This is a genomic window from Streptomyces sp. (genome assembly GCF_031181705.1).
Classification (GTDB): Bacteria; Actinomycetota; Actinomycetes; order Streptomycetales; family Streptomycetaceae; genus Streptomyces.
Window position 1 is genome coordinate 14,511 of sequence record NZ_JAPSKN010000001.1, and the last position, 12,168, is coordinate 26,678.

The 12,168-nt window shown below is 72.4% G+C and carries 12 protein-coding genes; all 12 read left to right on the forward strand.

Going from position 1 to position 12,168, the window contains the following annotated elements; all coding sequences use genetic code 11:
- The first annotated feature begins 137 nt into the window (after positions 1-137).
- The 12 genes from RIN80_RS00075 to RIN80_RS00125 all read left to right on the forward strand — a co-directional run bounded on the left by RIN80_RS00075 (position 138) and on the right by RIN80_RS00125 (position 12,084).
- Entirely contained in the window at positions 138-1,952 is a 1,815-nt protein-coding gene (locus tag RIN80_RS00075) for a DUF5941 domain-containing protein (protein ID WP_309093341.1), read from the forward strand.
- Entirely contained in the window at positions 1,949-2,701 is a 753-nt protein-coding gene (locus RIN80_RS00080) for a phosphocholine cytidylyltransferase family protein (protein WP_309093342.1), read from the forward strand. Before RIN80_RS00075 ends, RIN80_RS00080 begins: the two co-directional genes overlap by 4 nt.
- Positions 2,689-3,750, forward strand: coding sequence for an iron-containing alcohol dehydrogenase family protein (locus RIN80_RS00085; RefSeq protein ID WP_309093343.1), 1,062 nt, complete (start codon positions 2,689-2,691; stop codon positions 3,748-3,750). Before RIN80_RS00080 ends, RIN80_RS00085 begins: the two co-directional genes overlap by 13 nt.
- Complete coding sequence (locus tag RIN80_RS00090) at positions 3,728-4,507, forward strand: CDP-alcohol phosphatidyltransferase family protein (RefSeq protein WP_309093344.1); 780 nt, start codon at positions 3,728-3,730, stop codon at positions 4,505-4,507. Before RIN80_RS00085 ends, RIN80_RS00090 begins: the two co-directional genes overlap by 23 nt.
- Positions 4,508-4,512: 5 nt before the next feature.
- Positions 4,513-5,385, forward strand: a complete 873-nt coding sequence (locus RIN80_RS00095; RefSeq protein ID WP_309093445.1) for a glycosyltransferase — start codon at positions 4,513-4,515, stop codon at positions 5,383-5,385.
- A 111-nt stretch (positions 5,386-5,496) separates the two neighbouring features.
- Complete coding sequence (locus RIN80_RS00100; protein ID WP_309093345.1) at positions 5,497-6,426, forward strand: ABC transporter permease; 930 nt, start codon at positions 5,497-5,499, stop codon at positions 6,424-6,426.
- Positions 6,419-7,207 carry an ABC transporter ATP-binding protein gene (locus RIN80_RS00105; RefSeq protein WP_309093346.1) on the forward strand — a complete coding sequence of 263 codons (789 nt, stop codon included), beginning with the start codon at positions 6,419-6,421 and terminating at the stop codon, positions 7,205-7,207. Before RIN80_RS00100 ends, RIN80_RS00105 begins: the two co-directional genes overlap by 8 nt.
- Positions 7,208-7,567: 360 nt before the next feature.
- Positions 7,568-8,470: a squalene synthase HpnC gene (hpnC, locus tag RIN80_RS00110; protein ID WP_309093347.1), complete on the forward strand. Its 903-nt coding sequence runs from the start codon at positions 7,568-7,570 to the stop codon at positions 8,468-8,470.
- Positions 8,467-9,417: a presqualene diphosphate synthase HpnD gene (gene hpnD, locus RIN80_RS00115; RefSeq protein WP_309093348.1), complete on the forward strand. Its 951-nt coding sequence runs from the start codon at positions 8,467-8,469 to the stop codon at positions 9,415-9,417. Before hpnC ends, hpnD begins: the two co-directional genes overlap by 4 nt.
- Positions 9,414-9,542 (forward strand): DUF6380 family protein, encoded by a 129-nt coding sequence (locus tag RIN80_RS26525; protein ID WP_375141574.1) that lies wholly within the window; start codon positions 9,414-9,416, stop codon positions 9,540-9,542. Before hpnD ends, RIN80_RS26525 begins: the two co-directional genes overlap by 4 nt.
- On the forward strand, positions 9,542-10,948 hold the full coding sequence (gene hpnE, locus RIN80_RS00120; protein WP_309093349.1) for a hydroxysqualene dehydroxylase HpnE: 1,407 nt from the start codon (positions 9,542-9,544) through the stop codon (positions 10,946-10,948). Before RIN80_RS26525 ends, hpnE begins: the two co-directional genes overlap by 1 nt.
- Positions 10,948-12,084, forward strand: a complete 1,137-nt coding sequence (locus tag RIN80_RS00125) for a polyprenyl synthetase family protein (protein WP_309093350.1) — start codon at positions 10,948-10,950, stop codon at positions 12,082-12,084. The genes hpnE and RIN80_RS00125 overlap by 1 nt, the downstream gene beginning before the upstream one ends.
- Positions 12,085-12,168: the final 84 nt, after the last annotated feature.

The window sequence follows — 12,168 nt, forward strand, 5'->3', positions numbered from 1 at the left end:
CCGCCGAACGGGTGGTGAACACGCCCTTCCCGGCATCCGATAGCCTCTGCCGACAGCCGCCCGGCAGTCACCGGCACGGGCGCCCCCATCGTGCACACCACCGGCGCGGACGCGTCGGTACCAGGGAGTGAATTCGGTTGCCGACCGCCATCCTCACCGGTCAGCCGGTCCCCGGATCGTCGATCGAGGGCGACCTGCGGTCCCTCGGGTTCGACGTCCGGGTCGCGGCCGACGCCGCCGAGGCCGAGACACTGCTCGCCGAGGTGCCGGGCGACGAGCGGGTCGCCCTGGTCGACGCCCGCTTCGTGGGGCACGTGCACGCACTGCGCCTCGGCCTCACCGACCCCCGCTTCCCGCTCGCCGCGATCCCCGGCGCCGTGACCGCCCGCCCGGCCGGCCGCCAGGCCCTCACCCGGGCCATGGCCCGCGAGAACTCCTCAGGCGGCGGCACCACCCTGGTCGACAGCCTCGCCGACCGCGTCCTCACCGCCCTGGACGCCGACGGAACCGCCGTGCACCGCCCCGAGCTGGGCACCCTGGTCGCCGCCGTCCCCGTCGACCCGCAGGCCCGCAACGAGGCCCGGCAGGCGGTCGCGGACGTCGACGACGAGGCCGTACGCCTGAAGTCGGCCGTGAAGGCCCGCGACGGCTTCTTCACCACCTTCTGCGTCAGCCCGTACTCCCGTTACCTCGCCCGCTGGTGCGCCCGCCGGGGCCTGACCCCGAACCAGGTCACCACCGCCTCGCTGCTGACCGCCCTCATAGCGGCGGCCTGCGCGGCCACCGGCACCCGCGGCGGCTTCGTCGCGGCCGGTGTCCTGCTGATCGCCTCCTTCGTGCTCGACTGCACCGACGGCCAGCTCGCCCGCTACTCCCTGCAGTACTCCACGCTCGGCGCCTGGCTGGACGCCACCTTCGACCGGGCCAAGGAGTACGCCTACTACGCCGGCCTCGCCCTCGGTGCCGCGCGCGGCGGCGACGACGTCTGGGCCCTGGCCCTCGGCGCCATGGTCCTGCAGACCTGCCGGCACGTCGTGGACTTCTCCTTCAACGAGGCCAACCACGACGCCACCGCCAACACCAGCCCCACCGCCGCCCTGTCCGACAAGCTCGACAGCGTCGGCTGGACGGTCTGGGTGCGCCGCATGATCGTCCTGCCCATCGGCGAACGCTGGGCGATGATCGCGGTGCTCACGGCCCTCACCACCCCCCGCGTCACCTTCTACGCCCTGCTCGCCGGCTGCGCGTTCGCGGCGACGTACACGACGGCGGGCCGGGTACTGCGCTCCCTCACCCGCCGGGCGCAGCGCACCGACCGGGCGGCACGCGCCCTGGCCGACCTCGCGGACAGCGGCCCGCTCGCCCAGGGCATCGCCGAGGCGCTGCGCAGGCCCGCGCGCTCGCTGCCGGGCTTCACCGCACCCGCCGTCGCCCTCCTCGGCGGCCTCGCCGTCGTCCTCACGTCCGCGGTGACCGGCTTCGGCGGGCCCTGGCCGGTCGTCGCCGCACTCGCCTACGCCCTGGCCTCGGGCCTCGCCGTCGCCCGCCCCCTCAAGGGCGCCCTCGACTGGCTCGTGCCCCCGTTCCTGCGCGCCGCCGAGTACGGCACCGTCCTGGTGCTGGCGGCCCGGGCGGACGTGAACGGAGCCCTTCCTGCGGCTTTCGGGCTGGTGGCCGCGGTCGCCTACCATCACTACGACACGGTGTACCGCATCCGCGGCGACGCCGGAGCGCCCCCCGCCTGGCTGGTGCGTTCCATCGGGGGGCACGAGGGACGGACGCTGCTCGTCACCGTCCTCGCCGCGCTGCTCGCCGCCCCGCAGTTCACGGTCGCGCTCATGGTCCTCGCCGTGGCCGTGGCCCTGGTGGTGCTCGTCGAGAGCATCCGCTTCTGGGTCGCCGCCCACAAGGGCGGCGCACCCGCCGTACACGATGAAGGAGAACCCGCATGATCGGCCTCGTGCTGGCGGCCGGCGCCGGACGGCGTCTGCGCCCCTACACCGACAGCCTTCCCAAGGCGCTGGTGCCGGTGGGGCCCGCGGGCATAGAGGGCGAACCAACGGTTCTCGACCTGACCCTCGCCAACTTCGCCGAGGTCGGCCTCACGGAAGCGGCGATCATCGTCGGCTACCGCAAGGAGGCCGTCTACGCGCGCCGGGAGGCGCTGGAGCGGAAGTACGGCCTCAAGCTCACCCTCATCGACAACGACAAGGCCGAGGAGTGGAACAACGCCTACTCCCTGTGGTGCGGGCGTGACGCCCTCAAGGACGGCGTGATCCTCGCCAACGGCGACACCGTCCACCCGGTCTCCGTCGAGAAGACGCTGCTCGCCGCCCGCGGCGAGGGCAGGAAGATCATCCTCGCGCTCGACACGGTCAAGCAGCTCGCCGACGAGGAGATGAAGGTCGTCGTCGACCCGGCCAAGGGCATGACGAAGATCACCAAGCTGATGGACCCCGCCGAGGCCACCGGCGAGTACATCGGCGTCACCCTCATCGAGGGCGACGCGGCCCCGGAGCTCGCCGACGCGCTCAAGGCCGTCTGGGAGACCGACCCGCAGCAGTTCTACGAGCACGGCTACCAGGAGCTGGTCAACCGCGGCTTCCGCATCGACGTGGCACCCATCGGCGACGTCAGCTGGGTCGAGATCGACAACCACGACGATCTCGCCCGTGGACGGGAGATCGCATGCCAGTACTGACGCGGCTGATCCCCTCGCCGCTCGTCGTGGACATCCGCCCCGGTGCCCTCGACGACCTGGCGTGCGTCCTCGCCGACGAGCGCATCTCGCACTCCGGCCGTCTCGCCGTCGCCGTCAGTGGCGGCTCGGGCGCGAAGCTGCGCGAGCGCATCTCGCCCGGCATGCCCGGCGCCACCTGGTACGAGGTCGGCGGCGGCACCCTCGACGACGCGGTCCGGCTGGCCAGTGACATAAAGGCCGGCCACTACGACGCGGTCGTCGGCCTCGGCGGCGGCAAGATCATCGACTGCGCGAAGTTCGCCGCGGCACGCGTCGGGCTGCCCCTGGTCGCCGTGCCGACCAACCTCGCGCACGACGGCCTGTGCTCGCCGGTCGCCACCCTCGACAACGACGCGGGCCGCGGCTCCTACGGCGTGCCGAACCCGATCGCGGTCGTCATCGACCTCGACGTCATCCGCGAGGCCCCGGTCCGCTTCGTCCGGGCCGGCATCGGCGACGCCGTCTCCAACATCTCGGCGATCGCCGACTGGGAGCTGGCGGGCCGCGTCAAGGGCGAACGGATCGACGGACTCGCCGCGGCCATGGCCCGCCAGGCCGGCGAGGCCGTGCTGCGGCACCCGGGCGGCATCGGGGACAACGACTTCCTCCAGGTGCTCGCCGAGGCGCTCGTCCTCAGCGGCATCGCCATGTCGGTGTCGGGTGACTCGCGGCCGTCCTCCGGGGCGTGCCACGAGATCAACCACGCCTTCGACCTGCTCTACCCGAAGCGGGCCGCCGCCCACGGCGAGCAGTGCGGTCTCGGCGCGGCCTTCGCGATGTGGCTGCGCGGGGCGCACGAGCAGTCGGCGTACATGGCCGAGGTGCTGCGCCGCCACGGTCTGCCCGTGCTGCCGGACGAGATCGGCTTCACCACGGACGAGTTCGTCAGGGTCGTCGAGTTCGCCCCCGAGACCCGCCCCGGCCGCTACACCATCCTCGAACACCTCGACCTGAACACCGAACAGATCAAGGACACCTACACCGACTATGTCAAGGCCATCGGTAGCTGAACTACGCCCCGTCGTTCACCCCGCAGGGGTGAAGGACCGGCGCAGCGGTGAGCACTGGATGGGACGCCTCTACATGCGCGAGGTGTCCCTGCGGGTCGACCGCTACCTGGTCAACACCAGGGTCACGCCCAACCAGCTCACGTACCTGATGACCGTCTTCGGTGTGCTCGCGGCCCCGGCACTGCTCGTGCCGGGGATCCCGGGCGCCGTGCTCGGCGTCGTGTGCGTCCAGATGTACCTGCTGCTGGACTGCGTCGACGGCGAGATCGCCCGCTGGAAGAAGCAGTACTCGCTCAACGGCGTCTACCTGGACCGCGTCGGCGCCTACCTCACCGACGCCGCCGTGCTCACCGGCTTCGGCCTGCGCGCCGCCGATCTGTGGGGCAGCGGCCGCATCGACTGGCTGTGGGCCTTCCTCGGCACCCTGGCCGCCCTCGGCGCCATCCTCATCAAGGCCGAGACCGACCTCGTGGGCGTCGCCCGGCACCAGGCCGGCAAGCCGCCGGTCAAGGAGGCCGCCGCCGAGATGCGCTCCTCCGGCATGGCGCTGGCCCGCAAGGCCGCCGCCTTCCTGAAGTTCCACCGCCTCATCCTCGGCATCGAGGCGTCCCTGCTGATCCTTGTCCTGGCGATCGTCGACCACACCCGCGGCGACCTGTTCTTCTCCCGGCTCGGCGTGGCGGTGCTGGCCGGCATCGCCCTGGTGCAGACGCTGCTGCACCTCGTCTCCATCCTCGCTTCGAGCAGGCTGAAGTGAGCGGCATGAAGGTCGGCGCCGTCATCATCACCATGGGCAACCGCCCCGACGAGCTGCGCGCCCTGCTCGACTCGGTCGCCAAGCAGGACGGCGACCCGGTCGAGGTGGTCGTGGTCGGCAACGGCTCGCCCGTACCGGACGTCCCCGAGGGCGTGCGCACGATCGAGCTGCCCGAGAACCTCGGCATCCCCGGCGGCCGCAACGTCGGCATCGAGGCCTTCGGCCCGGCCGGCCGGGACGTCGACATCCTGCTCTTCCTCGACGACGACGGGCTCCTCGCGAGCCACGACACCGCCGAACTGTGCCGCAAGGCGTTCGAGGCCGACCCCAAGCTCGGCATCATCAGCTTCCGCATAGCCGACCCGGACACCGGTGTCACCCAGCGCCGCCACGTCCCCCGGCTGCGCGCCGCCGACCCGATGCGCTCCTCCCGGGTCACCACTTTCCTGGGCGGCGCCAACGCCGTCCGCACCCGCGTCTTCGCCGACGTCGGCGGCCTGCCCGACGCGTTCTTCTACGCCCACGAGGAGACCGACCTCGCCTGGCGGGCCCTCGACGCCGGCTGGATGATCGACTACCGGTCCGACATGGTGCTCTACCACCCGACGACCGCCCCCTCGCGGCACGCGGTCTACCACCGGATGGTCGCCCGCAACCGGGTCTGGCTGGCCCGCCGCAACCTCCCCGCCCTCCTCGTCCCGGTCTACCTCGGCGTGTGGCTGCTGCTCACCCTCCTGCGCCGCCCCTCCCGCCGTGCGCTGCGGGCCTGGTTCGGCGGATTCCGCGAGGGCTGGGCCACCCCCTGCGGGCCCCGCCGGCCCATGAAGTGGCGTACGGTGTGGCGGCTGACCCGACTGGGCCGGCCGCCCGTCATCTGACAAGCTCGTGTCCGCGAGCGTCCGGGAGCATCCGGGAGGGGCCGTACCCCGGCCCCCGGCTCATGCCAGGCCCGCACAGGCCGCGCATCTCGAAGACGAAAGTTTCCACTAGTGAGTGAGACAACGCACGACGCCACGGTCGCGGTGAGCGCGCCCGCGGCGCCCGACGAGGGCCTCACGGCGAGGGAGCTCGCCGCCAAGTACGGGCTGAGCGTGAGCGGCGCCCGGCCGTCCCTCATCGAGTACGTCCGTCAGCTCTGGGGACGGCGGCACTTCATCCTCGCCTTCTCCCAGGCGAAGCTGACCGCGCAGTACAGCCAGGCCAAGCTCGGCCAGCTGTGGCAGGTGGCCACGCCGCTGCTCAACGCGGCCGTGTACTTCTTCATCTTCGGCCTGCTGCTGGAGGCCGACCGGGGCATGTCCCGCGAGGTGTACATCCCGTTCCTGGTCACGGGCGTGTTCGTGTTCACCTTCACGCAGAGCTCGGTGATGGCGGGCGTGCGCGCGATCTCCGGCAACCTCGGCCTGGTCCGCGCCCTGCACTTCCCGCGCGCCTCGCTGCCGATCTCGTTCGCGCTGCAGCAGCTGCAGCAGCTGCTGTTCTCGATGATCGTGCTGTTCGCCGTGGCGATCGGGTTCGGCCACTACCCGGACCTGTCCTGGGCGCTGATCGTGCCGGTGCTCGTCCTGCAGTTCTGCTTCAACACCGGCCTCGCGCTGATCATGGCCCGGGCGGGCGCCAAGACCCCCGACCTCGCGCAGCTGATGCCGTTCGTGATGCGGACGTGGATGTACGCGTCCGGCGTGATGTTCTCCATCCCGATCTTCCTCGAGGACAAGCCGGCCTGGATCGCCAACGTCCTGCAGTGGAACCCGGCCGCGATCTACATGGACCTGATGCGCTTCGCGCTCATCGACGACTACGGCTCGCAGTACCTGCCCGACCACGTCTGGGCGGTAGCGGGCGGCTGGGCCGTGCTGTTCGCCCTCGGCGGCTTCGTGTACTTCTGGAAGGCGGAGGAGAGGTACGGCCGTGGCTGAGCAGAAGCAGGACGCGAAGATCCCCACCGTCATCGCGGACGATCTGCACATCGTCTACCGCGTCAACGGCGCCAAGACCGGCAAGGGCAGCGCCACCGCCGCCCTCAGCCGCATCCTCAGGCGCGGCTCCGACGACACCGCGCGCGGGGTGCGCACGGTGCACGCCGTGCGCGGGGTCTCCTTCGTCGCCTACCGGGGCGAGGCCATCGGCCTGATCGGCTCCAACGGCTCCGGCAAGTCCACCCTGCTGCGCGCCATCGCGGGCCTGCTGCCCGCCGAGCGGGGCAAGGTCTACACCGACGGCCAGCCCTCGCTGCTCGGTGTCAACGCGGCCCTGATGAACGACCTCACCGGCGAACGCAACGTCATATTGGGCGGGCTGGCCATGGGCATGTCCCGCGAGGAGATCAAGGAGCGCTACCAGGACATCGTCGACTTCTCCGGCATCAACGAGAAGGGCGACTTCATCACCCTGCCCATGCGCACCTACTCCTCCGGCATGGCGGCCCGGCTCCGGTTCTCCATCGCCGCGGCCAAGGACCACGACGTCCTGATGATCGACGAGGCGCTGGCCACCGGCGACCGCAAGTTCCAGAAGCGCTCCGAGGACCGCATCCGGGAGCTGCGCAAGGAAGCCGGCACGGTGTTCCTGGTCAGCCACAACAACAAGTCCATCCGCGACACCTGCAACCGCGTCCTGTGGCTGGAGCGCGGCGAACTGCGCATGGACGGCCCGACCGACGAGGTGCTCAAGGAGTACGAGAAGTTCACCAACAAGTAGCCCGGCTCGGCCAGGGCCCCGGCGGAACTTGTTCCGGCGGGGCCCCGCGTCTGCAAAGGAAACGTCAACTCCGGCCCTTTGCAGGAAGCTTGGGGCCAATCGGTGTGTTCTCGTGATGTGCAGGACACCCAGGCGATCCGCGATGCGTTGTACAACGTAAGCTGTACCGGTCCCGAAAGACGGCAATCAGGGCGATAATGCGCGACACCGCTCGTCGGGTCGCCTCGCGGACGGCCGGGCGGCGTGTCCGAAATAGTGCGTATTGGGTCGGCAGTGTAGAACGGGAGATGTGACGGCGATGGCTACGGAAACTCCCCAGCTCCACGCAGCACGTGCCGTCCCCGCGCCGGGCAGCCGGCGGTGACGGGAACCGGCACGGCGCGCGCCCTCGACCCGGAGCGCGGCACCCTCGACAAGGCCGCAGGCGAGAACTTCCCGGTGGCCCCCTTCTTCCTGCCCCGGGCCTGGCGCACCGACCTCATGGCCGTCTACGGCTTCGCCCGCCTCGTCGACGACATCGGCGACGGCGATCTCGCCCCCGGCGGCGCCGACGCCCGGCTGCTCGGGGTCTCCCCGCAGGAGGCCGGGGACCGGCTGGTCCTGCTCGACGCGTTCGAGGCCGACCTGCGCCGGGTCTTCGACGGCACGCCCCGTCACCCGCTGCTGCGCCGCCTGCAGCCGACCGTCCGCCGCCGCCGCCTGACCCCCGAGCCGTTCCTCGGCCTGATCGCCGCCAACCGCCAGGACCAGGTGGTCGGCCGCTACGAGACCTACGACGACCTGCTCGCCTACTGCGAGCTGTCGGCCAACCCCGTGGGGCGTCTCGTTCTCGCCGTCACCGGCACCTCCACGCCCGAGCGGATCCGCCGCTCCGACATGATCTGCACCGCCCTGCAGATCGTCGAGCACCTCCAGGACGTGGCCGAGGACCTCGGCCGGGACCGGGTGTACCTGCCCGCCGCCGACCTGAAGCGTTTCCACGTCGAGGAGGCGGATCTCGCCGCGGACACCGCCGGGGCCCCGGTCCGCGCGCTGATCGCGTACGAGGCGCAACGGGCCCGGGATCTGCTGAACGAGGGCGCCCCCCTGGTGGGTAGCGTCCACGGCAGGCTGAAGCTGCTGCTCGCCGGGTTCGTGGCGGGAGGGAGGGCGGCTCTGCACGCGATCGCCGCCGCCGACTACGACGTACTTCCCGGCCCGCCCAAGCCCGGCAAGGTCCGCTTGCTGCGTGAGGTGGGCGTGATCCTGCGAGGAGAGGGGTGATCCGGACCGTGGAGTCGGAACCGCACGCGTCCCCGCCGGTACTCGCCGCCTACAGCTACTGCGAGGTCGTCACCGGGCGGCAGGCCCGTAACTTCGCCTACGGCATCCGGCTGCTGCCGACGGCCCAGCGCCGGGCGATGTCGGCGCTGTACGCGTTCTCGCGGCGGGTCGACGACATCGGTGACGGCGCGCTCGCCGACGACGTCAAGGTCGCCCGGCTGGAGGAGACCCGGGCGCTGCTCACCCGGATCCGCGAGGGCGGCGTCGACGAGGACGACACCGACCCGGTCGCGGTCGCCCTCACCCACGCGGCCGGGCGGTTCCCGATCCCGCTGGGCGGCCTGGACGAACTCATCGACGGCGTGCTCATGGACGTCCGCGGCGAGACCTACGAGACCTGGGACGACCTGAAGGTGTACTGCCGCTGCGTGGCGGGCGCCATCGGGCGGCTCTCGCTCGGCGTGTTCGGCACCGAACCAGGGGCGCGCGGCGTCGAGCGCGCGCCCGAGTATGCCGACACGCTCGGTCTCGCGCTCCAGCTCACCAACATCCTCCGGGACGTTCGCGAGGACGCCGTGGGGGGCCGTACCTATCTGCCCGCCGACGATCTCGCGAAGTTCGGCTGCTCGGCCGGCTTCAGCGGGCCGAAGCCACCCGAGGGCTCCGACTTCGCGGGCCTGGTGCACTTCGAAGTGCGACGGGCCCGCGCTCTTTTCGCCGAGGGCTACCGGCTGCTGCCCATGCTCGACCGACGCAGCGGCGCCTGCGTCGCCGCCATGGCCGGCATCTACCGCCGCCTGCTCGACCGCATCGAGCGCGACCCCGAGGCCGTGCTGCGCGGCCGGGTCTCGCTGCCCGGCCGGGAGAAGGCGTACGTCGCCGTGCGCGGGCTGTCCGGCCTGGACGCCCGGCACGTGACCCGACAGGCCGTCAGGAGGCGCGCATGACCGGCGGCACCGCCCTCGGCGGAAAGCGGCGGGCAACCCTCCGGCCGGGGCCCGCGTCCCTGACACAGACGGCCGGCCGCGCACGGTCCGGGCAGCACGGCCGCCGCACAGGGGAGGGCACGTGATGAGCACACGGTCCCACGGACCGGTCGCGGACGGCCGGCACACCGTCGTGGTGGGCGGCGGGCTCGCCGGCGTCACCACCGCGCTCGCGCTCGCCGACGCCGGAGTGCGCGTCACCCTGCTGGAGGGCCGGCCCCGGCTCGGCGGCCTGGCCTTCTCCTTCCAGCGCGGCGACCTCACCGTCGACAACGGCCAGCACGTGTACCTGCGCTGCTGCACCGCCTACCGCTGGTTCCTCGACCGCATCGAGGGCGCGGCGCTGGCCCCGCTGCAGGACCGGCTCGACGTCCCCGTCGTGGACCTCGCGCGGCCCGAAGGGCGGCGGCTCGGCAGGCTGCGGCGCGACGCGCTGCCCGTGCCCCTGCACCTGGGCCGCAGCCTCGCCACCTACCCGCACCTGTCGCTGGCCGAGCGTGCCCGGGTGGGCCGGGCGGCGCTCGCGCTGAAAGGGCTCGACCTCGCCGACCCGGCGCTCGACACGCAGGACTTCGGCAGCTGGCTCGCGGCGCACGGCCAGTCGCCGCGCGCCGTCGAGGCACTGTGGGACCTGGTCGGCGTCGCCACGCTCAACGCGGTCGCGTCGGAGGCCTCCCTGGGGCTCGCCGCGATGGTGTTCAAGACCGGTCTGCTGTCCGACCCGGGCGCGGCCGACATCGGCTGGGCGCGCGTCCCGCTGGGCGACCTGCACGACCGGCTGGCCCGCAAGGCCCTGGACTCCGCGGGCGTGCGCACCGAGGTCCGTACCCGCGTCAGCTCCGTCTCCCGGAACGTGGACGGCGGGTGGAGCGTCCAGGTTCCCGGCGAGACGCTCGGCGCCGACGCCGTCGTGCTCGCCGTACCGCAGCGCGAGGCGCACGACCTGCTTCCCCAGGGCGCCCTCGACGCGCCCGAGCGGCTCCTGGAGATCGGCACCGCGCCGATCCTCAACGTCCATGTGGTGTACGACCGCAAGGTCCTCGCCCGGCCCTTCCTCACCGCCCTCGGCACGCCGGTCCAGTGGGTGTTCGACCGGACCGAGGCGTCCGGACTGCGCTCCGGGCAGTACCTGGCCCTGTCCCAGTCGGCGGCCCAGGACGAGATCGACGCGCCCGTCGCCGTCCTGCGCGAGCGGTACCTGCCCGAGCTGGAGCGGCTGCTGCCGCTGACCCGGGGCGCCGGGGTGAAGGACTTCTTCGTCACCCGGGAGCGCACCGCGACGTTCGCTCCCACCCCCGGCGTCGGACGCCTCAGGCCCGGCGCCCGCACCAAGGCAACCGGCCTGTGCCTGGCCGGAGCGTGGACCGCCACCGGGTGGCCCGCGACCATGGAGAGTGCGGTCCGCAGTGGTGTGAGCGCGGCGGACGCCGTGCTGGGCGCCCTGGGCCGGCCCCGCCCCCGTCACCTCTTCGACTTCGAGGAGGCGGCGTGATGCCGGCCCAGGCCGGCGCGGCGGGCGGCGGCCCCCGCACCCCCGGTACCGCAACAAGAGGAGAGACTGTGCCCACTGTGCCCCCGGCCTCGAGGACTGCCGAGGCGGTGGACGTGACCGCGCTGCTGGAGCGCGGCCGGACCCTGGCCACTCCGGTGCTGCGGGCGGCCGTCGACCGTCTGGCACCCCCCATGGACACGGTCGCCGCCTACCACTTCGGCTGGATCGACGCCCAGGGCAGGCCCGCCGAGGGCGACGGTGGCAAGGCCGTGCGCCCCGCCCTCGCGGTGCTGTCCGCCGAGGTCATGTCAGCCGCTCCCGAGACCGGCGTCCCCGGCGCCGTCGCCGTGGAACTCGTCCACAACTTCTCCCTCCTCCACGACGACCTCATGGACGGCGACGAACAGCGCCGCCACCGCGACACGGTGTGGAAGGTGCACGGCCCCGCCCAGGCCATCCTGGTCGGCGACGCCCTGTTCGCCCTCGCGGGCGAGGTGCTCCTCGAACTCGGCACCGTCGACGCCGGCCGCGCCACCCGCCGCCTGACCACCGCCACCCGCGCCCTGATCGACGGCCAGGCCCAGGACATCTCCTACGAGCACCGCGACCGCGTCAGCGTCGAGGAGTGCCTGGAGATGGAGGGCAACAAGACCGGCGCCCTGCTCGCCTGCGCCAGCTCCATCGGCGCCGTCCTCGGCGGCGCCGACGACCGCACCGCCGACACGCTGGAGAAGTACGGCTACCACCTGGGCCTCGCCTTCCAGGCCGTCGACGACCTGCTCGGCATCTGGGGCGACCCGGTCTCCACCGGCAAGCAGACCTGGAGCGACCTGCGCCAGCGCAAGAAGTCCCTGCCGGTCGTCGCCGCGCTCGCGGCCGGCGGCCCCGCCTCGGAGCGGCTCGGCGAGATCCTCGCCGCCGACGCCAAGGCCAGCGACTTCGAGAACTTCTCCGAGGAGGAGTTCGCGGCCCGCGCCGCCCTCATCGAGGAGGCCGGCGGCCGCGAGTGGACCGCCGACGAGGCACGCCGTCAGCACACCATCGCCCTCGAGGCCCTCGACGCCGTGGACATGCCCGACCGGGTGCGGGCACAGTTCACGGCGCTCGCGGACTTCGTCGTCGTACGGAAGAGATGATCACTATCGGCCGAATAACCCTCGCGTAGTCGCCGGCCGGTGCCGCGAGCCAGCACGGAGCACCGGCCGACGGCGGACCCACAG

Coding starts and splice junctions, on each gene's coding strand:
- RIN80_RS26525 (WP_375141574.1), top strand. CDS start 9,414: ATGACCGGCGGCACCGCCCTCGGCGGAAAGCGGCGGGCAACCCTCCGG.
- RIN80_RS00095 (WP_309093445.1), top strand. CDS start 4,513: ATGAAGGTCGGCGCCGTCATCATCACCATGGGCAACCGCCCCGACGAG.
- RIN80_RS00085 (WP_309093343.1), top strand. CDS start 2,689: ATGCCAGTACTGACGCGGCTGATCCCCTCGCCGCTCGTCGTGGACATC.
- RIN80_RS00090 (WP_309093344.1), top strand. CDS start 3,728: ATGTCAAGGCCATCGGTAGCTGAACTACGCCCCGTCGTTCACCCCGCA.
- RIN80_RS00125 (WP_309093350.1), top strand. CDS start 10,948: ATGCCGGCCCAGGCCGGCGCGGCGGGCGGCGGCCCCCGCACCCCCGGT.
- RIN80_RS00080 (WP_309093342.1), top strand. CDS start 1,949: ATGATCGGCCTCGTGCTGGCGGCCGGCGCCGGACGGCGTCTGCGCCCC.
- hpnE (WP_309093349.1), top strand. CDS start 9,542: ATGAGCACACGGTCCCACGGACCGGTCGCGGACGGCCGGCACACCGTC.